Source organism: Patulibacter sp. SYSU D01012 (assembly GCF_017916475.1).
Classification (GTDB): Bacteria; Actinomycetota; Thermoleophilia; order Solirubrobacterales; family Solirubrobacteraceae; genus Patulibacter.
The window spans coordinates 214,541-236,570 of the sequence record NZ_JAFMTB010000001.1 but is presented as its reverse complement, the minus strand read 5'-3'; the positions used below and the strand labels follow the sequence as shown (position 1 = coordinate 236,570).

17 protein-coding genes and 1 tRNA gene are annotated in these 22,030 nt (G+C 76.0%); 5 read left to right on the top strand and 13 right to left on the bottom strand.

The genetic code is table 11. The annotated features are described in order from the left end of the window. Positions 1 to 449: 449 nt before the first annotated feature. From J3P29_RS00935 to J3P29_RS00920, 4 genes are all read right to left on the bottom strand, one after another. Complete coding sequence (locus J3P29_RS00935; protein WP_210491109.1) at positions 450 to 1,541, bottom strand: AsnC family transcriptional regulator; 1,092 nt, start codon at positions 1,539 to 1,541, stop codon at positions 450 to 452. 554 nt (positions 1,542 to 2,095) lie between these two features. Continuing rightward, positions 2,096 to 3,073 carry a porphobilinogen synthase gene (hemB, locus tag J3P29_RS00930; RefSeq protein WP_210491108.1) on the bottom strand — a complete coding sequence of 326 codons (978 nt, stop codon included), beginning with the start codon at positions 3,071 to 3,073 and terminating at the stop codon, positions 2,096 to 2,098. 958 nt (positions 3,074 to 4,031) lie between these two features. After that, positions 4,032 to 5,420, bottom strand: coding sequence for an ABC transporter permease (locus J3P29_RS00925; protein ID WP_210491107.1), 1,389 nt, complete (start codon positions 5,418 to 5,420; stop codon positions 4,032 to 4,034). Then, positions 5,417 to 6,304 (bottom strand): ABC transporter ATP-binding protein, encoded by an 888-nt coding sequence (locus J3P29_RS00920; RefSeq protein WP_349239741.1) that lies wholly within the window; start codon positions 6,302 to 6,304, stop codon positions 5,417 to 5,419. The genes J3P29_RS00925 and J3P29_RS00920 overlap by 4 nt, the downstream gene beginning before the upstream one ends. Positions 6,305 to 6,413: 109 nt before the next feature. Here J3P29_RS00920 and J3P29_RS00915 point away from each other — a divergent pair, with 109 nt between their 5' ends. Together J3P29_RS00915 and J3P29_RS00910 are read left to right on the top strand one after the other, a co-directional pair. Next, positions 6,414 to 6,881, top strand: coding sequence for a hypothetical protein (locus J3P29_RS00915; protein ID WP_210491106.1), 468 nt, complete (start codon positions 6,414 to 6,416; stop codon positions 6,879 to 6,881). Positions 6,882 to 6,930: 49 nt separating this feature from the next. Continuing rightward, a complete protein-coding gene (locus J3P29_RS00910) occupies positions 6,931 to 7,734 on the top strand; it encodes a TIGR00282 family metallophosphoesterase (protein WP_210491105.1) in 804 nt (267 codons plus the stop codon). A 258-nt stretch (positions 7,735 to 7,992) separates the two neighbouring features. On the opposite strand, the gene J3P29_RS00905 is transcribed toward J3P29_RS00910, so the two are convergent. The 4 genes from J3P29_RS00905 to J3P29_RS00890 all read right to left on the bottom strand — a co-directional run bounded on the left by J3P29_RS00905 (position 7,993) and on the right by J3P29_RS00890 (position 12,535). Next, positions 7,993 to 9,849, bottom strand: coding sequence for a glycosyltransferase 87 family protein (locus J3P29_RS00905; RefSeq protein ID WP_210491104.1), 1,857 nt, complete (start codon positions 9,847 to 9,849; stop codon positions 7,993 to 7,995). 116 nt (positions 9,850 to 9,965) lie between these two features. After that, complete coding sequence (locus J3P29_RS00900; protein WP_210491103.1) at positions 9,966 to 10,427, bottom strand: GtrA family protein; 462 nt, start codon at positions 10,425 to 10,427, stop codon at positions 9,966 to 9,968. Next, entirely contained in the window at positions 10,424 to 11,899 is a 1,476-nt protein-coding gene (locus J3P29_RS00895; RefSeq protein ID WP_349239798.1) for an alkaline phosphatase family protein, read from the bottom strand. The genes J3P29_RS00900 and J3P29_RS00895 overlap by 4 nt, the downstream gene beginning before the upstream one ends. A gap of 60 nt (positions 11,900 to 11,959) precedes the next feature. Beyond that, positions 11,960 to 12,535 carry a DUF4126 family protein gene (locus J3P29_RS00890; protein ID WP_210491102.1) on the bottom strand — a complete coding sequence of 192 codons (576 nt, stop codon included), beginning with the start codon at positions 12,533 to 12,535 and terminating at the stop codon, positions 11,960 to 11,962. Between the two features lie 20 nt (positions 12,536 to 12,555). On the opposite strand from J3P29_RS00890, the gene J3P29_RS00885 reads away from it, so the two are divergent. From J3P29_RS00885 to J3P29_RS00875, 3 genes are all read left to right on the top strand, one after another. Next, a complete protein-coding gene (locus J3P29_RS00885; protein WP_246851386.1) occupies positions 12,556 to 14,142 on the top strand; it encodes a PLP-dependent aminotransferase family protein in 1,587 nt (528 codons plus the stop codon). Next, positions 14,142 to 15,080: a D-alanine--D-alanine ligase gene (locus J3P29_RS00880; protein WP_246851498.1), complete on the top strand. Its 939-nt coding sequence runs from the start codon at positions 14,142 to 14,144 to the stop codon at positions 15,078 to 15,080. The genes J3P29_RS00885 and J3P29_RS00880 overlap by 1 nt, the downstream gene beginning before the upstream one ends. A gap of 148 nt (positions 15,081 to 15,228) precedes the next feature. Then, positions 15,229 to 15,432 carry a hypothetical protein gene (locus J3P29_RS00875; RefSeq protein ID WP_210491099.1) on the top strand — a complete coding sequence of 68 codons (204 nt, stop codon included), beginning with the start codon at positions 15,229 to 15,231 and terminating at the stop codon, positions 15,430 to 15,432. Positions 15,433 to 15,441: 9 nt separating this feature from the next. Here the strand turns inward: J3P29_RS00875 and J3P29_RS00870 are convergent, their stop codons facing one another. From J3P29_RS00870 to J3P29_RS00850, 5 genes are all read right to left on the bottom strand, one after another. Beyond that, positions 15,442 to 15,930 carry a bifunctional nuclease family protein gene (locus J3P29_RS00870; protein WP_210491098.1) on the bottom strand — a complete coding sequence of 163 codons (489 nt, stop codon included), beginning with the start codon at positions 15,928 to 15,930 and terminating at the stop codon, positions 15,442 to 15,444. 263 nt (positions 15,931 to 16,193) lie between these two features. Further along, a complete protein-coding gene (locus tag J3P29_RS00865; protein ID WP_210491097.1) occupies positions 16,194 to 19,241 on the bottom strand; it encodes a glycine-rich protein in 3,048 nt (1,015 codons plus the stop codon). A gap of 221 nt (positions 19,242 to 19,462) precedes the next feature. Beyond that, positions 19,463 to 19,536: transfer RNA gene (locus J3P29_RS00860), tRNA-Ile, on the bottom strand. 129 nt (positions 19,537 to 19,665) lie between these two features. After that, on the bottom strand, positions 19,666 to 20,541 hold the full coding sequence (locus J3P29_RS00855; RefSeq protein WP_349239740.1) for a ParB/RepB/Spo0J family partition protein: 876 nt from the start codon (positions 20,539 to 20,541) through the stop codon (positions 19,666 to 19,668). After that, a complete protein-coding gene (locus J3P29_RS00850; RefSeq protein ID WP_210491096.1) occupies positions 20,534 to 21,292 on the bottom strand; it encodes a ParA family protein in 759 nt (252 codons plus the stop codon). Before J3P29_RS00850 ends, J3P29_RS00855 begins: the two co-directional genes overlap by 8 nt. Between the last annotated feature and the right edge of the window lie 738 nt (positions 21,293 to 22,030).

The following is a 22,030-nucleotide window of genomic DNA, read 5'->3' as shown; positions in this document are numbered from 1 at the left end:
CGGAGGCGGGGAAGGCCGGAGGCGGGGAAGGCCGGAGGCGCTGCGGCGCTGCGGCGGCCGCGCGTTCCGTCCCACTCACCGCCCGAAGGCCGTCGAGTTCTCGGATCGCGCGCTATGCGCGCGTTCCTTCCGCCTCGACGCCGGTGGGGGTCGGGGTGGGACCGGACGCGCGGCCGCCGCCTGGCGACTCGTCCCCTGGCGCGACGACCGCCGATCCGTCCCACTCGATCCCGCCGACCGAACCGTTGGGACGACTCCGTTGCCAGAGCCCCTTTCTGTCCCACACGATGCCTCGGGCGACGCGGTTGGGATGCGGGGGTCTCGCCCGTGCGGGTGCGGCGGGCGCCCCGCGCGCTGGGCGCCGAGCCGACCGGCTGAGGGCGAGAGCCGCCCGCCCCACGCCGCCCGGGTTCAGGGGCGACGCCGTCGCCCCCCGCCGGCTCGGCCGCTCAGACCCCCGCGTACTTCCGCTCCCACTCCCGGAAGTCGTCCGTGAAGTACAGGAGGCGGATCTTCTTGAACTCGGTCGACGAGTAGAGCGTCGCGCGGTCCTCGATGCCGGGGACCTCGGTCTGGATGGCGTCCAGGATGGCGTCGCACTCCTCCTTCGACCGGCCGTGGGCCATCGTGAAGAGCTGGTACTTCCAGTCCGCGTACGTCGGGCGCTGGTAGCAGTGGCTGATGCCGCGGTAGGCGGCCATGCGGATGCCGATCTCCTCGATCCGCTCCGGGTCGACCTGCCACACGCCCATGCCGTTGGCCGAGAAGCCGGCGCGGCGGTGGAAGAGGATCGCGGCGACGCGGCGCAGCAGCTTGCGCTCCGTCATGCCCTCGAGGTGCTCGAGCAGGCTGAGGACCGGGATGCCGAGCTCGTCGGCGGCGGGCTGGAACGGCTCAGGGACGACCGGCAGCGAGCCCTGGGTGGCGCGGACGACCTTCTTGTCGAACTCGTCGTAGGGCTGGCGCTCCGTCTCAGCCGGCGGGACGGCGACGCCGGCGGAGGCGAGCGACTTCGTGTCGCCCGTCATCTCCAGGTCCATGCGGATCTTGAACAGCTGCAGCGTCGGGAGCTGGCGGATCGACTCCGCCTTCGTCAGCTCCTGGAGGACGTCGAGCGTGCCCTGCAGGCCGAGCTTGGAGTCCTCCTCGACCGCGATCGTGAACCACATGTTGAACTCGTGGTTGCGCAGGTAGTTGTGGCTGACGCCCGGGTGCTCGTTGATGATCTTCGCGGGGCCCCACGGGTGCTCCGGGTCGACCTTCGCCGCCACGAGCATCGACCCGTAGCCGAACGCGCGCGTGTCGTAGATCGGGGTGACCTGGCGGATGATCCGCTCCTTCACCAGCCGGTCCGTCCGCTTGACGACCTCGTCCTCGCTCAGGCCCAGGTCGGCGCCGATCTGCGCGTACGGGCGCGGCACCAGGGGGAACGCCCCCTGGAGCTTGTTCATGAGCGACTTGTCCGTGTCGTCGAGGGGGACGGCGGCGCCATCCTTGCGGCTGCGGATCTTCGGCACAGCCGTCTTGTCACTGGTGGCCATGGGGCTCCTCAGGTCGATCGCTCCATCGTACGGACCGCGGGTAAAGGTCGGATGCGGCGTAGACGGCGCGGGTGGGGGATTGCGGGGGCGGGGGCGCGGGGCAGGCCCGGGGGCGGGTGCGGCCGGCTCGGGTCGGCTCGGCTCGGCGGGTGGGCGCGGCCGGGCCGCGCTGCGGGACGGTGGGCGCGGCCGGGCCGCGCTGCGGCACGGTGGGCCAGCGGGCGCGCGGTGGTGCACGGGCGGCTGGTGGCCGGGAGGCGAGCGAACGAGCATCGGACGGTCGAGGGATCGCGCCGGGCCGAACGGGGTCGATCGGCGTCACCCCAGACCTGGTGGGGACGATCGGCGTCACCCCGGACCTGGTGGGGACGATCGGCGTCGAAACGCGACGCGGATCGACCCCACCTCGCAGTGCGTGAAGCGGATCGACCGCGCTGCCCGGCCCCGACGCGGATCGACCCCGCAGCGTCCCGACCGGCGCCGGCCGCGCCCGCCGCGAAGCCGCCCGGCCCACGCCGGCCGCCCGCGCCGGGCCGCCAGGTCCGCGCCGGCGCCTACCCCTGCAGCGCGCTGGCGATGTCGAGGGCGAAGTACGTCGCGATGAAGTCCGCGCCCGCGCGGCGGATGGCGATGAGGGACTCCATCGAGACCGCCGCCTCGTCGATGTAGCCGGCGGCCGCGCCGGCCTTGATCATCGAGTACTCGCCGCTCACCTGGTAGGCGGCGACAGGCATGTGGGTGGCGTCCTTCGTGCGGCGGACGAGGTCGAGCGACGGGCCGGCGGGCTTGACCATGATCACGTCGGCGCCCTCCTCGACGTCCTGGATCGCCTCGCGGATCGCCTCGTCGCCGTTGGCCGGATCCATCTGGTAGCTGCGGCGGTCGCCGAACGCGGGCGTCGACTCGGCGGCCTCGCGGAACGGGCCGTAGTAGGCGGACGCGAGCTTGCCCGAGTGCGCGACCAGGATCGCGTCCTCGTGTCCGGCGGCGTCGAGCTCGTCACGGACGTAGCCGATGCGGCCATCCATCATGTCCGAGGGATAGATGACCTCGGCGCCCGCCTGCGCCTGCGAGACCGCGGCGCGCGCGAGCAGCTCGAGCGTCTCGTCGTTGCGGACCGCCCCGTGGTCGTCGAGCAGACCGCAGTGGCCGTGGTCCGTGTACTCGCACATGCACAGGTCGGTGCCGACCGTCAGCCCGTCGACCTGCTCCCGGATGGCGCGGCTGGCCTGCTGGACGACGCCCTGGTCGTCCCACGCGCCCGAGCCCTGCGCGTCCTTCTCGAGCGGGATCCCGAACAGCATCACGCCGCCGACCCCGAGCGCCCGCGCCTCGCGGGCGAGCGCGACCGCCCCGGGCACGTCGAGGTGGTCGACGCCGGGCATCGCCCCGATCGGCTTCGTGCCCTCCTGCCCCTCGACGACGAACATCGGCAGCACGAGCTGCTCGGGACGGAGCGTCGTCTCGCGGACCAGCGCGCGGAGGGCCGGGGTGCGGCGCAGGCGACGGGGGCGGGACCGGGGGAAGGCCATGGAGGCATCGTAGGCCGGCGGCGCGCGGGGGCCGTCGGCGGGGGTCGCGGTTGGGGGTCGCGGTTCGGATGAGGGCCGGTGGGCGTGCCTCAGGCGGAACGCGTTGGCGGGGCGGGGGCGCGTTCCGGGTCAGGGCCGGTTGGCGGACCTCAGGCGGAACGGGCCGGCGGGGCGGGGGCGCGTTCCGGGTCAGGGCCGGTTGGCGGACCTCAGGCGGAACGGGCCGGCGGGGCGGGGGCGCGTTCCGGCTCGCGGCCGGTTGGCGGACCTCAAGGCGAACGGGTCGGGGGACGGGGACGTGTTCCGGGTCAGGACCGGTCGGCGGACCTCAGGCAGAACGGGCCGCGGGCGGCGGGCCTGTTCTGGATCGGGGCCGATCAGCGGACCTCAGGCGGAACGGGTCGGCGGGGTGGGAGCGCGTTCCGGGTCAGGGCCGGTCGGCGGACCTCAGGCGGAACGGGTCGGCGGGCGGCGGGCCTGTTCTGGATCAGGGCCGATCAGCGGCCCTCAGGCGGAACGCGTTGGCGGGGCGGGGGCGTGTCCCGGGTCGCGGCCGGTTGGCGGACCTCAGGGCGAACGGGTCGGGGGACGGGGGCGTGTTCCGGGTCAGGGCCGGTCGGCGGACCTCAGGCGGAACGGGTCGGCGGGCGGGGGGCGCGTTCCGGGTCAGGGCCGGTCGGCGGACCTCGGACCGAACGGGCTGCGGACCAGCGGGGTTCCGTCCGGGACCCGGGGGCGGAGGGCGCCGGCAGGTGCCTCGGCGTCCCGCCCGGGATCGACGTCGCAGTTGGCTACCTCGGAGGTAGCCAACTGCGACGTCGATCCGCGCGCGCTTCGCGCCGCGCGGTCGGGCCGCCCGCCGCCCGCCGCCCGCCGTCCCCCCTACGCCGCCCGCCGCCCGTCGCCCGCGCCTCGCGCCGCGCGGTCGGACCACCCGCCGCCCGCGGCCCGCCCCCCCCTACGCCGTCCGGTCCGCCCGCCGCAGCGCCAGCAGGCCCACGACGCTCCAGCCGAGCGTCAGCGCCACCAGGTGCAGCGCCGGGCCGGTGACCGCGCCGTGCTCGAGCGCCGCGGTGATCAGGCGGAGCGCCGGGCGGAAGGGGAACAGGGCCGACGCGACGTCGATCGCGCCGCCGACGGCCGCCGAGGTGGTGCCCTCGGGGACCAGGCCGATCACGACGATCGGGACCAGCAGCAGGATCGCCAGCAGGCTGGCCGCGCGGACGTCGCCGCCCGCGCCCACCGCGCCCAGGCCGACGCCGAGCGCGCCGCACGCCGCCCCGGCGAGCGCCGCGGCCAGGATCCACAGCGGGATCCGCGACGCGTCCAGGCCCAGGAACAGCGCGAGTCCGCCCGAGACGACGAGCGCCACGGCGGCGCCGGCCACCCCCGCCAAGAGCGTCTTCGACCCCAGGAGCGCGGCCGGGGACACGGCGGAGCGGACGAGGCGGCCGAACGTCCGCTCCTCGCGCTCGAGCGCCACCAGGCCGGCCGCCAGCAGCACGGCGACGAGCAGCAGCGAGACGGTCGCCGCGACCGCGGCGGCGTAGACGTCGAGCGAGACCGCCGGCCCGGTCACGCTGCGCTGGTGCACGCGGATCGGGTCGGCGACGGACTGCATGAGCGGCGCGGCGTACGCCAGGTTCTCGGCCGCCAGGCGCGCGAAGCGCTGCACCCGGGCGACCTGGTCCCGGGCCTCGCCGGCGGGCAGCTGCGCCTGCGTGCGCTGCAGGATCTCGCCCGCCTGGCGCAGGCCCAGGATGTCGCCGGCGTCGCCGAACAGCGCCAGGTTGCCCCCGTTGGTCAGGACGCCCAGGTAGCCGCCCGCCACGTCGATCAGGCGGCGCGAGATCTCGCCGTTCGCGTCCGCCAGGCGCGACTTGACGAGCTGCCGCAGCGCGGTGGCGCGGACCGGGTCGGCGTCGTTCGTCAGCACCTCGAGCGTCGGCAGGTCGCGCGAGCCGGAGAGGGAGAGGACGCCGCGCAGCCGGTCGACGGTGTCGGGCGGGATGACGATCGCGCCGACCGCGTCGCCGTCCTTCACCGCCTTCACGGCCTCGGCGCGGGTCGTCACGAACGTCGCGTCGGTGTCGGCGACCAGGCGCCGCGCGTACGACTTCGCGTTCAGGGTCTCGCCGCCCAGGTCGACGCTCGCGCGGCCCTCGGGGACCAGGTTCACGACGACGATCTTCGACTTCGCCGGGCCTGCGGACAGCGCCAGGCCGAGCAGCAGCGCGACCGCGAGCGGGTAGATCACCAGCAGGGCGAGGAGGACGGGGGAGCGGCGGACGATACGCGCGTCCTTGCCGGCGAGGGCCAGGACGGTGCGGGGGCTGAGGCGGCTCACGCGCGGTCCTCCGGGGCCGGGGCCGTCGGCGGCGACGCTTCGGCGCCTTCCTGCGGGTCGGTGAGCCGCGGCTCACCGGCGGCCTCGGCCGGTGCGGCTCGGGGCGGCTGCCCGGCGGAGTCGGCCACCGGACCGGCGCTCTCCTCCTGGGCCGGCCTGGCGCTTCGGCCGGACGGGGCGCCGACCGGCACGGTCTCGCCGTCGGGCGCATCGCGCTCGACCAGGTCGACGAAGGCGCGCAGCAGGTCGCCGCCGGCCTGCGCCGCGAGCGCGCCGGGCGTGCCGGCGAACGCGATCCGGCCCGCGACGAGGACGACCACGCGGGCGGCGTAGCGCTCCGCCTCGGCGACGTCGTGGGTGGAGAAGACGACGGCGCGGCCCTCGGCGGCCAGGTCGGTGAGGAAGCGCCACATCCGCTCGCGCTGCCGCGGGTCGAGCGACGACGACGGCTCGTCGAGGAGGACGACGGGCGGGTCGCCGAGCAGGCCGATCGCGACGTTCACCCGCTGCTGGCCGCCGCCGGACAGGCTGCCGACGGGATCCTGCGCGCGATCCGCCAGGCCGGCCTGGTCCAGCATGCGGTCGACGCGCGCGGCGGCGTCCGGCACGTCGTCCAGGCGGGCGAAGAGCTCCAGGTTCTCCCGCACCGTCAGGCGGCGGTAGAGCGCCGGCTGCTGGGGGATCCACCCGACCTCGCGCGCCGTGCGGCCCACCGTGCCGGCGTCCGGCGGCTGCAGGCCCGCGAGGAGCGACAGCAGCGTCGTCTTGCCCGCTCCGTTCGGGCCGAGGATCGCGACGATCTCGCCCGGTTCGGCGTGGACGTCGACGCCCCGCAGGACGGTCCGGTCGCCGTAGCGGCGTACGAGGCCCTCGGCGCGCAGCACGCGGGGATCGTAGCCGGGGGCGAGCGGAGCGGCCGCCGGTGGATCGTCGTCCGCGGGCCCGGCTACCGTCGCCGGCGCGGCCGTCCGGCCGCCGGACCGAGGGAGCAGCGTGGACGACGACCCGATCATGCGGCGCGCGTTCGAGGGGCAGCAGCGGCTGGCGCAGGGAGACCGGGCGGGCGCGCGGCGGATCTACGAGGAGCTGTGGGCGCGAGTCGGCGACGACGGCGACCCGAAGCACCGGATCTGGGTCGCGCACGTCGCCGCCGACGCCCAGGACCACCCCGCGGACGAGGTGCGGTGGGACGAGCTGGCCCTCGCCGCCGCCGACGCGCTGGCCGAACGCGGCGATCCGAGCGGCGTCGGCGTCCGCACCTTCTATCCCTCGCTGCACCTGAACCTGGGCGAGGGGTACGGCAAGCTCGGCGACGCGGCACGAGCGCGCGAGCACCTGGAGGCCGCCGAGCGGCACGCGGCGGGCCAGCCGGTCGACGACGAGACGACCGGGATCCTGCGCGCCATCGCCGCCCTCCGCAACCGGCTGGACCACCCGGAGCGGTACCCGCCGGTGGGGTGAGAGCCGGCCCCGGCGTGCCCCGCCCGACGGCCCCTGCCAGCATGGAGCGATGGCTGCGGCTCCCTCGATCCTCTTCATCGGCGACGTCGTCGGCTCGACCGGGCGCAAGGCCTTGCGCGCCGCGCTGCCGGGGCTGCGGGAGGAGCACCAGCCGACGTTCATCGTCGTCAACGGCGAGAACGCCGCCGGCGGGACGGGGATCACGTCGCGGATCGCCGAGGAGATGTTCGCGCTGGGCGTCGACGCGATCACGCTGGGCAACCACGCGTTCCGGCAGCGCGAGTCGTGGTCGTACCTGGACGAGGTGAAGGAGATCGTCCGGCCCGCGAACTACCTGGCGTCGATGCCCGGGCACGGGTCGTGCGTGGTCGAGACGGGCGGGGTCAAGCTGGGGGTGCTCAACCTGATGGGCAACCTGTACCTGGACCCGGGCCGGCACATGTTCACGCTGGCCGAGGCGGAGATCGAGAAGCTCGAGCGGCAGGGCTGCGACCACATCCTCGTCGACGTGCACGCCGAGGCGACGAGCGAGAAGGTCGCGATGGGCTGGGAGTACGACGGCCGCGTGACCGCGGTCGTCGGCACCCACACCCACGTCCCGACCGCCGACGCGCGGGTGCTGCCGAAGGGCACCGCCTACATCACCGATGTCGGCATGTGCGGCCCACGGGACTCGGTCATCGGCGTGCGCAAGGAGCTCGCCATCCAGTCCATGCGGACGAAGCTGCCCGTGCGCTTCGAGTCGGCGACCGGCGACCCCTGGCTGTGCGCCGTCCTGGTGCGGACGGAGGAGGGGCGCAAGCGTCGCGCGGGCTCGATCACGCCGATCCAGGTCTCGCCCCGGGTGGAGTAGGGACGCGCCGGGCGGCGCGCTCCCAGGTCTCCAAGGCGGCGGGTCGAGGGGGCGGGGACCGATCGGCGTTGCACCCCCGCTCCGCCGCCGCCAGGGCACCTCGAAACGCGCTGCCGCCCCTCGGCCCGCGCCCTCCCCGAATCGAGTTCGCGATCAGGCCGCTATATCCGGCTTGATCGCGAACTCGATTCCGCTCCGCCCGCGCCGCCCGGCCGCCCGCCGCGCCCAGCCGCCGGGCCACCCGGGCCACCCGGCCCCTCAGGCCCCGTCCGGCGCCCCCGCAGCCCAGGGCGCGTCCTCCTTCGGCAGCGGCCCGTGCATCCGGGGCACCACGGTCTCGCGCGGGTCGCGCGAGACCAGCCAGCGCAGCGGTCGGTCGCCGGCGGCCGCGACGAAGATCAGGGGGAGCAGCCACGTCAGGTACAGGTAGAACCAGTACTCCGTCGCCATCTGCAGGCCGAGCAGGACGGCGAGGACGATCGCCGCGGTGCCCGTCAGGTCGTGGCGGCGGGGGAGGACCGCGACGAGCAGCGCGAAGCCGACCGCCAGCACGCGGACGACGTCGCGGGCCGCGCCCAGGTCGTAGTAGCCCCACGGCATGAACGGCGCGTCGCGGCCCGCCTGGTAGCCGACCGTGCGGTCCAGCAGCAGCCGCACCGGCTCGCCGCGCAGGACGACCAGGCCCGTGACGAGGACCACGACGGCGGCGCCGAGCGCCACCCCGATCACCGGCCGCCAGGCGGGCCGGCCGTGCTCGACGGCCACCGTCGGCGCCACCCGCCGCCGCGTCGCCAGGACCGGCAGGACCGCGAACGGGGCGATCTTCGCCGCGCCCGCCGCGCCGGCCGCCAGGCCGCGCCCGAACGGCCGCGCGCCGAACGCCAGCAGCAGCGCCATCGCGACGGCCACGAGGGCGTCGTTCGCGTTCGAGTTCAGGCAGTACGCGGTCCACGGGCATGCGAGCCACAGGTAGGCGTAGAGGACGCCGCGCCGCCGGCCCGCGACCGGGTCGGTCTCCTGCCGCCGGCCGACGAGCCACAGCAGCCCGGCGGTCAGGACGTCGAAGCCGATCGCGGCCGCGTGCGCCGCGGGCAGGTCGTCCCAGCGGCCGCTCCAGGGGAAGAGCTGCTCGAACGGCACGTACGCCAGGTACGTCAGCGGACCGTAGGTGTCGCCGCGGCCGACGTCCTTGGGGAACACGCCGTAGAGCGACTGGCCGTGGCCGATGCGGTCCGCGCCGACCACGCTGGCGTAGCCGACGTCGATGACGTTGCCGTCGGTGACGTTCAGGACGATCCGGAACGCGAGCAGCGCGACGCCCAGCAGCACGAGGCCCGCGACCGGCAGCCCGATCAGCAGGTCGCGCGGGGCCCGCCGCGGCCGCCGCAGCCCGCGCCACGTCGACCACGCGAACAGGCCCAGCAGCAGCGCGAAGGACAGCGGCACCGCCCAGTCCAGCCGCGCGTTGTTGAAGAACGCCAGCGGGGCGCTGAACCCCGCCACGGCCAGGAAGGCGAGCGGGGGCCCCCGCAGCGGCCGCACGCTGACGAAGGGGACGAGGAACAGGACGCACAGGAGCGCCCACAGCCACGGGTTGGTGATCGACCGGCCGAACGCGCCGTCGTACCCGCGCGCCATCGTCCACGCCACGTACGGGCCGTCCCACGACTCGGTGACCTTGCCGCTGGCGTCGTCGACGATGACCTGACCGATCTCGCGCAGCGGCTTGCCGGGCGCGTAGATCGACAGCTGCCACCGGGTCTGGCCCTTCAGGAAGATGCTGTCGTAGCTGCCCTTCGTGCCGCGGCGGACCTTCGCGGCCTTCGGGTCGGCGCGGGCGATCGCCTCGGCCTGCGCGGCCGTCAGGCGGTGGCCCGCCGGGGGCGTGTCGCGGTCCGTCGGCGACGTGACCCCGTTCGGGTCGGTCGAGCCGGCGGGGGTGGGGAACGCCGCCCGGGTCGTGGTCTGCGCCGGCAGGGCGGTCCCCGTGGTGCGCGCAGCCGCGGCGGCGGGACCCGCGGTGGTCCGGGCATCCGTGCCGCCGGCGGCGGTCTGCGCCCCCGCGACGCCGGCTCCGCCCAGCAGCAGCGCGAGGGCGAGCAGCAGGCCGGCCACCGCGCCGCCGACGCGCCGCGCCGGACCGCCGGACCGGCCCCGGGACCACCGGCCGTCGTCCACGCCCCGCGCTCCCCGTCCCTGCCCGCGCCCTCCGCCGGCCGGGCCGCCCGCCGTCATCGGTGCGCGAAGCTCCACAGCTTGTTGCCGACGAAGCTCATGGGCGTCGCGGCGACGATCGCGGCCGCTTGGCCCACCAGCGCATCGGTGCCCAGGACGTCGACGAGCACGTGCAGGACCAGCAGGTTGACCGCCAGCCCGGCGAGCGAGACGGCCACGAAGCGGGCCGCCTGGAAGCCCGCGTGCCCGCTCGCGCCGCGGAACGTCCACAGCTTGTTCAGGGCGAAGTTGTTCGTGACGGCGACGAGGAAGGCGAGCACCGCCGCCAGGCGGAAGTCCAGGCCCAGCCCGCGCGCCGTCACCGCGAAGACGACCAGGTTGACCACCGCGCCGCCGGCGCCGACGACCGAGAACCGCAGCAGCTGCGCCCACGCGGCCCGGCTGCGCGCGGCCGCGGCCACGCGGGCGGACAGGGGTAGCGGGGCCCGGACGGGGATCTCGAACTCGGAGGTGCTCATGCGTCGGGGGCCGCCTGCAGCGCGCGGAAGTGGCGCAGCACGATCGGCGTCGCGTCCTCGATGGACCAGGCCTCCGGCGCCAGCTCGGGCCGGCCGCGCGGATCGTCCTGGTCGTGGAGTCCGGTGTGGATGAGGATGCCAACCGAATCGTCGGCGCGCAGCGACCCGTGGCTGCCGCCGCCGACGTGGTCGATCCCGCCCCAGTCCGGGAACTCCACCCCGGCGGCCGCCGACAGCAGGACGTCGCCCGAGTTGACGCACGTCAGCGCCGACCAGCAGCGGCCGAGCGGGTCGGGGTGCGACGCGCTCCGCAGCACGCCGTCGACGACCTCGGCGCCGACGATCCCCAGGTCGCCGTCGACGTCCCAGCGGCCGCCGCGCTCGTCGGCCACCGCGTCGCCGGGCGCGAAGCGCAGGACGCCCTGCACGGGCGACTCGGCGCCGCTCGCGATCACCCCGCGCCCCTCCTCGTCCCGCCAGACGACGAGCTCGACCCCGTCCGCGGTGCGTCCCGCGGCCGCCAGCCGCGGCACGAGCTCGGCGCGCTCCTCCGGGTCCAGGGCGTAGACCATGGCCGCGCGCGAGGCGGGGCAGTACGCGATGCGGTCGCCGGGCTTGCGGCCCGACGGTCCCGTGATGCCGAACTCGGCGAACGCCGGCCGCGGGTCGGCGCCGCGCTCGACGCGCGTGTGGGTGTGGTCGGACGCCACGACGAGGGCCCACTCCGCGAAGAAGCGGTCGATGCCCCCGGCGGCCTCGGCGACGCGCTGCAGCTGCGCGTCGGCCAGCGCGATCGACTCGACCTGCGCGTCGGGGCCGTGCTTGTGGCTGTGCGTGTCGTTGTCCGGCAGCGAGAGCAGCGCGAAGTCGACCAGGTCGTGCTCGAGCATGTAGGCCGTGACGCCGCCGGCGTGCTGGTCGCGCATGCCGGGGTGACCGAAGCGCGACCGCTCGCCCGTGTCGCGCGTCGAGACCAGGTCGGCGAAGAACAGCTCCTTCGGCCCCATCACCGGGGTGCGGAAGAGCACCGCGGCGACCCGCCCGAGCGCCGAGTCGCGCGCGATCGGGTGGCGGTGGCGGCCGCGGGTGATCAGGAACGTCGTCCCGCCCGTGCGCACGCCCAGGTCGTCGAGCGCCTCGTAGACCGTCTCGACCTCGGGCGCCAGGTGGCGGCCGTTCAGGTGGTAGGTGACGTCCTGCAGCTGCCGCCCGATGCCCAGGCGCCGCGAGGCCTGGAAGCTGCTGCCGTACTCGACGTAGCGGCCGCGCGAGCGGTCCCACCAGTTGATGGACGGGATGCGGTGGCGGTCCTGGCGCACGCCGGTGGCCAGGCTGGTCGCGCACACCGGGGTGACGGACGGGAACGCCGCCACGGACTCGTGGAGGGCGCCGTCCCGCACGGCGCGCGCCAGCACGGGCGCCACGCCGGCGTCGATGGCGCGGCGCAGCTGGGCGGGATCGCAGCCGTCGATGACGGCGAAGATCAGCCGGCGCCGCGCCGGGCGCTGCGGGGCGGCGGGAACGGGGGACTCCTAGCGCAGGATGCGGAGGCCGGCGTGCTTGCTGGCCTCCTGCCGCCGGCCGCCGAAGTACAGCCAGATGCCGGCGGCGACGGCGATCAGGCCGACGGGGGGCAGCACGACGGAGAGGATCGCGACCAGGGCCGCGCCGAGGGCGGAGCCGGTGGAGAGCAGCGTGCGCTGCTCGTCGTCCAGGCGGGCGCGGGTGCGGCGCAGGAGCGACTGCACGGCCAGGCCGGTGACGAGCGCGGCGAGCGCGCCGGCGATCAGGCCGGGCCACCACGTGTCGCTGCGGTCGGCGACGGTGGCGGCGCACACCACCGCGCCGAAGATCACGCCCAGGCCCAGGAGCGCGCGCTCCACGTGCGGGGCCTCGAGCTGGCGGCGCGCGACGATCGCGGCGACCGCCAGGACGATCGCGGCCACGAGCACCACGGGGGACTCGAGGACGGAGAAGGACGTCCCGTCGTAGTTGGCGCCCAGGTTCGCCAGCCCCGCCACCGCCGCGACCGCGAGCGGGAGGAAGGGGCTGACACCGGCCGCTGCCGCGACGCCGATGCCCTGGAGGATGTCGAGGACGTAGTTCATAGGGCGATACCGTTCCGCGCATGACTGTAGAGGACCCGGACCCGACCGCCCCGCAGGCCCCCGGCGCCGCGGCGGCAGCCGCCGGACCGTCCTCGGCGGCCGCAGGCTCTCCCGCGCGCCCGACGGGCGACCTGGAGCGCTACGCCGGGCTGTTCGCGCAGCGCACGCGCGTGATGAAGAGCTCGGCGATGCGCGACATCATGGCGCTGACCGAGCGGCCCGAGGTCATCTCGCTCGCCGGCGGCCTGGCCGACACGACGCTGTTCCCGGCCGAGGACCTGGCGCAGGTGCTCTCGCACATGGCCGCCGGGGACTCCGCCCGGGCCCTGCAGTACGCGCCGACGGAGGGCATGGCCGACATCCGCCCGGTGCTGACCGAGGTGATGGCGGCCGAGGGCACGATCGTCGACGAGGACGAGATCCTCGTCACGACCGGCGGCCAGCAGGTCATCGACCTGGTCTGCAAGACGCTCGTCGACGCGGGCGACGTCGTCATCGCCGAGGCGCCGACGTACCCGGGCGCCGTCCCCACGTTCTCCGCGTACGAGGCCGACCTCGTGCAGATCGAGATGGACGAGGACGGCATGCGGATCGACCTGCTCGAGGAGACCCTCGAGCGCCTGGCCGCCGAGGGCCGCAAGCCGAAGTTCATCTACACGATCCCGACGTTCCAGAACCCGGGCGGCGTGACGATGTCGCTCGAGCGCCGCCGGCGCCTGGTGCAGATCGCGCAGGAGCGCCAGATCCTCGTGCTCGAGGACAACCCGTACGGGCTGCTGCGGTACGAGGGCGAGTCGCTGCCGACGCTCTACTCGCTCGACGAGGGGCGCTTCGTCATCTACGCCGGCACGCTGTCGAAGATCCTCTCGCCCGGGATCCGCGTCGGCTGGGCCGTCGCGCCCGCGCCCGTGCGGCAGAAGATGGTCGTGGGCAAGCAGGGCAGCGACCTGAACTCGTCCGCGCTCTCGCAGCTGTTCGTCTCGTACTACTTCCGCGAGCGCGACTGGCGCGACTACGTGCGCCACCAGGCCGAGGTGTACCGCGCGCGGCGCGACGTGATGCTCGACGCGCTCGAGCGGCACATGCCCGAGGGCGCGACGTGGACGCGGCCGCAGGGCGGCCTGTTCGTCTGGGTCACGCTGCCCGACTACCTGGACACGACCGACCTGCTGGCCCGGGCGCTGCAGCGCGACGTGGCCTTCGTCCCCGGTCGCGGCGCGTTCCTGGACGGGCGCGGCGGCGACTCGATGCGCATCAACTTCTCGGGCGTGACGGAGGAGGCGATCGCCGAGGGCGTCGCGCGCATCGGCGCGGTCGTGGCCGAGCAGATCGAGCTGTATGCGTCGCTGACCGGCGGGTCGCGCGGCCGCGGCGGCGCCGCCGGCGGGAGCGGGGCGGGCGCCCACGGCGCGGGTGCGCGCGCCGTGTCGGCCGACGGCGGGCCGGTGCGCCCGGCCCCCGACGGCCCGGGGGCCGGGCCCGTCGCCCGCGGCCCGCGCGCCGTCGGGGGCCGCGGCGGCTACGTCACGCCACCCCATCCGGGACGGACGGCGAACGCGCCGATCGTGCCCCTGCGGACGGCCGGCCGCCGGCGGGGGACGGCGTGATGCGCGTCGCGGTGCTCCAGGGCGGCCGCTCGCTCGAGCGGCAGGTGTCCCTCCAGTCCGGCCAGCGCGTCGAGGAGGCGCTGCGCCGGCAGGGCCACGAGGTCCACGGCGTCGACGTCGACCACGACCTGGTGCGGACCCTCGCGGACCTGCGGCCCGACGTGGCGTTCGTCGCGCTGCACGGCGAGGACGGCGAGGACGGCACCGTGCAGGAGCTGCTCGAGGTGCTCGAGATCCCGTACACGGGCTCGGGCCCCGGCGCGTGCGAGCGCTGCTGGGACAAGGTGGTGGCCAAGCGCGCGCTGGCCGCCGCGGGCGTGCCGACGCCGGACGCGGTGAGCGTGTCCGGATCGGCGTTCAAGCAGCTCGGCGCGGCCGACGCGCTCGGCCGCGTGGGCGAGCGCCTGGGCTACCCGCTGGTCGTCAAGCCGGCGCGGCAGGGCTCGGCCCTGGGCCTGCGGATGGTGCGGCGGCCGGACGAGGCGCCGGGTGCGCTCGTCGCGGCGCTCTCGTACGGCGATCGCGTGCTGCTCGAGCACCACGTCGACGGACACGACCTGTCCGTGTCGGTCGTCGGCGGCGAGACGCTCCCGATCGTCGAGGTCCACCCCCGCGACCTGGATCCGTACACGGCCCGGTACACGATCGGCCAGAGCACGTTCACGTGCCCGGCCGACCTGGAGCCCGCGACGGCCGCCGCGGTCGAGGCGCTCGCGCTGCGGGCCTTCGAGGCGCTCGGCTGCCGCGGCTTCGCCCGCGTCGACCTGCTGGCCGACCGCACCACGGGCGACCTGACGGTGCTCGAGGTCGACGCCGTGCCCGGCCTGACCCACACGAGCTACCTGCCCGTCGCGGCCGAGGCGGCGGGCATGAGCTTCGACGACCTGGTGGCGCGGCTGGTGGAGCTGGCGCTGCGGGCGCACCCCGCCGCCGCGTAGGGGCGACGGGGCCGGGCCCGGGGCCAGCGCGGTGGCGTTCCGCCGACGGCCACGGCCGGCCCCTCCCCGCCCGGGTGGACAACGTCAGGCCCCGCACGAGGGACGAACGGCCCAAGACGTGGCCCGGCGGCGCGCCTACCGTGTCCTCATGGACCGCGCTCCCCGTCGTCTCGTCGCCCCCGGCACCGGCCGCGCGCCGAGCCTGGACGCGGTCCGGCGGACGTTCGGCGACGTCACGGGACGGGACGTCGCCGGCGCCCGCACCGCGGTGCAGCGGGCGGCGTCGCTCGTCCGGCGGGAGCCGCGGTCGGCGCTGCGCGGCGGCCTGACGACGGCGCGCGGCGCCGCGTAGGCCCGCGCGTCAGCCCTGCTTGCCGAAGTCCTCGGGGTTGACCTGGTCCAGGAACGAGCGGAAGCGGTCGACCACGTCGTCGCTCTCGTCGCTGTTCTTGTCGAACTCGATCGCCGACTCCTCGATCACGTCGTCGGCGGCGAAGATCGGCGCGCCGCAGCGGACGGCGAAGGCGAGGGCGTCCGACGGGCGCGAGTCGATCTCGACCTCGCGGCCGTTCTGCTCGAGCGTGATCGTCGCGTAGAAGGTGTTGTCGCGCAGCTCCGTGACGGCCACGCGGGTGCAGCGGACGTCGAACTGCTCGAGCACGTCGACCATCAGGTCGTGCGTCATCGGGCGCGGGGTGGAGGCGCCCTGCAGGCGCATGAGGATCGCCGCGGCCTCGGGGTGCCCGATCCAGATCGGCAGGAAGCGGTTGGACTCGGCGCACTTGAGCAGCACGATCGGCTGCTTGCCGACCATGTCGAAGCTCACGCCGTAGATGGTCATCTCCTGCATCGATCAGCTCCGATGGTGCGAGGTGCTGTGGCCGGATCGGTCACACGGCGTCCTCCCACGAGGATAGCGACGCACCGGCGCCGGGCCGCCACGCCGGGCCTGGGGGCGGCGGGGCGGACGGACGCAGGCGGGCCCGGGCGCCGCGGAGGGCCCGCGGCGCCCGGCCACCCGCGCCGGGGACGGACGGGCGCGCCCCGGGGGCCGCGGGGGCGGCACGGCGTCGGAGCGGCGGGCCGCGGCGGACGACCGCGGCCCGCGCCGCCTCAGCGGGTGCGCCGGATCCGTGCGGCGCGCGAGACGCTCGTCGCCGGGTTCGCCCCGGACCGGACGCTCGCCGTGAACACCACGCGCACGCCCCGCCCCCGGGCCAGCGCCCGGGCCGCGGCCCCGATCGGCCGCAAGGTCAGCACGCGGCGGGCGCCGGGCCGCAGCGCGACGGCCGACCGCCCGACGACGGGGCCCCGCCGGCCGGCGGTCCGCGCCACGAGCGTCGCGGTGCACGACGGGCCGTCCGCCGGGCAGGCGGCCGTCAGGCCCGACGAGACGGTCAGCCGTCCCCGGCGACGGCCACGGACGCCGACCGTGCCCGCGCGCGTCACCGTCGGCCGCGCGGCCGCGCGGCCGGTGCCCGCGGGCGGGGTCACGACGCCCGAGCCCGGGCGCGGCGTCGCCGGGCCGGTGGGCCCCGGGGCCGGCGGCCCACCGTCACCGGCGGGCGAGTCGCCCGGCGGCACCCGCCGCACGACCGTCCGAACCGCCTCGGCCGTGACCCCGAACGCGTCGGTGACGCGGGCGACGACGCGGTTCTCGCCGGGAGCGAGGGGCACGTCCAGCGCGAAGGTGCCGTCGGCCGCGACGGGCACCGACCGGTCGCCGACCGTCACCGTCGGGTCCTGCACGGCCGTCGCGCGTCCGCGCACCCGGACGGCGTCCGTCGCGACCGCCTCGCCCGCGGCCGGGCCGTCCAGGGCGATCGTCGGCCGGGCGGCGTCGATCGCGCGGTCGACCACGTCGTCCCGCCCGGGGGCGGTCGCGCCGACGATCCAGGTCGTGGCGAAGCGCACGGGCGCGTCCGGCGTCGCGGTCCGCGCGGGCCAGGACGCGTCGTAGCCGGATCCCGTCGAGACGACGCGGCTGGGCATCGGCGCGTGGACCACCGCCCCGGGCGCCGCTCCGTCGAGGTCGACGCGCAGCGCCCCCACGCCGGGCTCGGGCGCCAGCACCGTGCCGGCCGCGAAGGCCGTCGGCGCGGCGACGCCGGGCACCCGCCACCGGCCGGCCCGGACGGCGCCGAAGCGCTCGGCGCCGACGAGGATGCGGTGATCACGGCCGTCGACCGCCCGGTACGTCTCGGTGCGGCGGACGGTGACGCCGTCGGCGCCGACGGTCGAGACCACCCGCAGCTCGACCCCGGCGGGGACGACGCTCGCGCACGTGGCCGCCGACGGGGCCGCCGCGCCGGGATCCGTCCCGGCGTCGCACCGCACCAGGGCGGTCCGCTCCGTGACGGTGAAGCCGCCGTCGTCCCGCGCCGCCGCGTCCACTTCGACGTCGTCCCGCACGGCGGCGCTCATCGGGACGTCCGTGTCGCTCAGCGCCAGGACGGACCACGCCGCCGCCCCGTCGACGGTCACCGGGACCGTGGACGGCACGGGGCCCGTGATGCCGCCGCATCGCAGGGCGGGGGACAGCCGCGACGCTCCGTCGCGCAAGACCAGGGGCCGGACGCCGCACGCGCCCACCGGCCCGATCCGCACCGCCCCCGTCGCGCCGTCCGCGTCGGCCGCGAAGTCGACGACGTGGCCGTCCCGACGCTCGACGTCCAGGTCGAGGAGGTGCAGCGACGGCCCCGCGTAGGGGCCGTCGTCCGTGCGTGCGTCGGGGTCGCTCGGCAGAGCGACCAGGCGGCACCCGTACGTCGTCTCCAGCGTGCGCGCGAGCGGCACCTGGACGGCGAACCGCCCGTCCGTCACCGGGACGGCCGTGCGCAGGGGCGCCCAGGTGCCGTCGGTCGCGCGGCACCCCACGTCCACGGCGTCCGCCCCGGCGTCCGCCCGGCCGGAGACGTCGACCGTGGGGTCCGGGGCGCCCGCGTCCCGGACGATCGCGGTGCCGTCCGCAGGCGAGACGACGGTCGTCGAGGGCGCCGCCACCACCTGCAGGGTCGCCGCTCGGTCCCCCGCGAGGCCCGCGACCACGGAGCGGAGCGTCACCGCGCGCGTGGCGCCGGTTGCGCGGACGGTCGTGCTGTACGTGCCGTCGCCCTCGTCGCTGACCGCGCCGATCTGGACGTCGGGATCGTCGGCGCGGAACGCGACCCCCGCGTTCGCGACGCCGAGACCGGTGGCGTCGGTCACCACGGTCGTCATCCGGACGACCGCGCGGCCGCTGCCGAGGACCGTGGGGCTGCTGAGCGCGAGCTCCCCGACGTGCGCAGGCACCTCGCCCACGGGATACGTCAGGCGCACCTGGGGCTCGGCGTCGTCGTCCAGCGCGGCCGTGCCGCCGGCGGGGACCAGGTTGGCGCCGCCCCCGCCCCCGGCGGAGCAGTACCCCGTGCTGGCGCCGCCTCCGCCGCCGAACAGCCCTCCGCCTCCGCCCCCGGAGGTGCTGAAGGGGGCGCTGCCCAGGCTGGACCCGTCGCCGCCCCGGGCCCCGGCGCCGTCCGCGCCCGCGCTGCCCTGGTCGGCGCGGCCACCGGCGCCGGCCCCCGCGGCGGATCCCGGGCGGCCGCCCTCGACCGTGCCGCGGCAGTCGCCGCCCACGTCGCCGCCGGGCCGCTCCGCGTCGCCGCCGGCCCCGGACGGCGGGTTGCCGACGTTGCCGGTCCCTCCGCCCCCGCCGCCGCCCGCGGCGACGATCAGGCGCGACGCGAGGGCGTCGCAGTCCGCGTCGCCCGGGGCGCAGGTGCGCACGTCGCTGGCGCCTCCGCCGCCGCCCGCGCGGGACGAGCTGACGGCGCTGATGCCGTCGCCGCCGCCGTTGTAGCCGCCCTGGCCCCCGGCGTAGAACTGCCCGTCCTGCCCGTTGCCGCCGACCACGACCGTCAGCCGCTGCCCCGCGCGCAGGCCCGTCAGGCGCCCCGTGACGACCGCGCCCCGGCCGCCGGCCCGCCAGGTCTCGAGCTGCGCGGCGCCTCCGTGGCCGCCGACGGCCGTGGCGTCCACGGACGTCACGCCCCGCGGGACGGTGAAGGTCTGCGGTGCGCCCGAGGGCGTGAAGACGGTCGTGCGCTCGGCCGCGAGCGCCGGCGGCGCGAGGCCGGCAGCGGCGAGCGCCGTGATGAAGAGCAGGCGTGGGACGTATGACACGCCGGACACGGAAGCACGATCACGGCGTCATGCGCAACACAAAGCCGTCATCTGTCCATCTGTCATCACTCCCGCTTTCCGTTGCCCGTTTCCTGCCGCAGAGGTGGCATCGCTCCCGCCGAAGACACGACGCGACGCGACGCGGGGCGGGGCGGGGCGGGGCGACGACGAATCGGCCCGGGAACGACGACGGCCCGCTTGCGCGGGCCGTGACCTTCGAGTGGGCGATGGTGGACTCGAACCACCGACCTCTTCCTTATCAGAGAAGCGCTCTAACCGACTGAGCTAATCGCCCGAAGGAACGGCAACGATACAGCACTTCGGGGGGCCACGCGTTGCGCCCGGCGACCCCCGGGACCGGGCGCGCGCCACGTCCGGGAACGCCGCGAAAGCCGGGGGACCGACCGGGCGCCGGGCGCCCCCGTCAGGCGTTCAGGCGCTCGAGGAGACGGCGGGCGGCGCCGGCGTCGCGGAGGCGGATCTCGACCGCGAACCCGTCGCCCTTCGGCTTGACCTCGACGTCCTGCCCCATCACCTTGCCGAGGCGGTCGCTCATGTCCGAGGCCGCCGCGACCTGATCCGCCGGCGCCACGGTCCGCGAGGCCTTCGCCCGGTCGGCCGACGCCGCGCCGCGGGCGCGCTGCTCGGTCACCCGGACCGACCACCCCTCGGCCGCCGCCTTGCGGGCGAGCAGCCGCCGGTTCTCGTGACTGTCCGCCAGGAGCAGGGCGCGGCCGTGCCCCTCCGTCAGCCTGCCCTCGCCGATCAGGTCGAGCGCCTCGTCCGGCAGGTCGAGGATGCGGAGCAGGTTGGAGATCGCCACCCGCGACCGGCCGACCATCCGCCCGACCGCCTCGCGCGTCAGACCCATGTCCTCGACGAGGGCCGACACGGCGCGGGCCTCCTCGATCGGATTGAGGTCGGCGCGCGCCATGTTCTCGACGAGGGCCGCCTGCAGGGTGGTCGCGTCGTCGCGCTCCTGGATCAGGGCCGGGATGTCGGACAGCCCGGCGATCTGCGTCGCGCGCCAACGCCGCTCGCCGGCGACGAGCTCGTACCGGCCGCCCGGCATCGGCCGGACGAGCACGGGCTGCAGGACGCCGCGATCCGCGATGGAGTCCGCGAGCGCGCGGAGCGCGTCCTCGTCGAAGGTCCGTCGCGGCTGCTTCGGGTTCGGGTGGACGAGCTCGACGGGCAGCGTGCGCAGCTCGACGCCCTTCACGGCATCCTCGGGCTGCTCCTCGGCCGCGAGGATGGAGGCGAGGCCGCGACCCATGCCGCGCTGCTTGGGCTTAGCCACGGGCGACCAGCTCCTTGGCCAGATCGAAGTACGCCGTCGCACCGCTCGAGTGCGGGTCGTGGTGGATGACCGGCACGCCGAAGCTCGGCGCCTCGCTGATCCGGACGTTCCGCGGGATCACCGTGTCGAAGACGAGCTCGGGGAAGTGCTGGCGCACCTCGTTCTCGACGTCGTGCGAAAGGCGCGTCCGCGTGTCGTGCATCGTCAGCAGCATCCCGGCGATCGCCAGCTGCGGGTTGAGCCGGCGCTGGATGAGGGTGAGCGTCTCGAGCAGCCCCGCGAGGCCCTCGAGGGCGAAGTACTCAGCCTGCACCGGCACGATCACGCGGTCCGCCGCGACGAGCGCGTTGATCGTCAGCGGCCCGAGCGACGGCGGGCAGTCGAGGATCAGGTAGCGGTAGTCGTCGCGGACGGTCGCCAACGCGTCGCGCAGCCGCCCGTCGCTGCTCGACTCCCGCGCCAGCTCGACCGTCGCCGCCGCGAGATCAGGATTCGCGGGGAGCAGCGACAGCCCGTCGATCTGCGTCGGCACGATGGCGTCTGCCGCCCGAACGTCGCCGCGCAGCACGTCGTAGACGCTTGGTTCGGAGTTCTTGTCGGCACCGAGCGCGACCGTGGCGTTGGCCTGCGCGTCGATGTCGATCAGGAGCGTCGGGTAGCCCGCCTCGGCGATGCAGGCGGCGAGGTTGACGGCGGTCGTCGTCTTGCCGACGCCGCCCTTCTGGTTCGCGATGGCGTAGATCGTGCCCAAGGGCCACGAACGGTACCGCGAGGGAGGGGCGTGCGGGCGCCGTGAAGGCCTTCGACCGTTTCACGTGAAACGTACGTTGCGAATGGCCGCGAAGGTGCGGCTGGAGACGGCGTCGGTGCGCAGGCCCCCGCAGCGGCGAAGGGGGGCCCGATCCCCAGGGCAAGAAGGCGGGGACCGGCCAGGGACCCGGCCGAACCGGCGCGCAGCGCTAGGAGGGCCTTCGGGGCAGACAGGCGACAGCCCCGCCCCTCACGGCACCCGACCGGGCCCTCACCGGCACTCCCACCACGGAGGTCTCCCGGGACACGGCACCGTTTCACGTGAAACGCATCTTGCGCGGCGGCAATGACCGCGTGACGAGCCCAGACGGGCGCGCCCCGTGTCCGGAGCAGGACTCCCCGCGAGCCACTGCCAACGACCCCCCGCTGCGGAGCGGAGCGGGGAGAGCCCGTGGAATGGCCGGACGCGGCGTGAACGCGAGATGACGCAGCGACAGCGAAGACAACCGGCTGGCCATGGGTCCGTCCTCACGGCGCGCCACGCGGAGCAACCGTCGCACCCGCGCGCCCGCGCCCCGGCGACCCCGGCGCCCATGGACGCCCTCCGACACGAAACGACAACGCCATCGGTCGACGACCTCACCGGGCCGCATCGAGCGGCCGAGGAGCCTCCCGGTGACGACGCCGCGGCGTACGAACCGCACCAGCCCCGATCCCGAGGCCGGGGCCCGCCGCCACC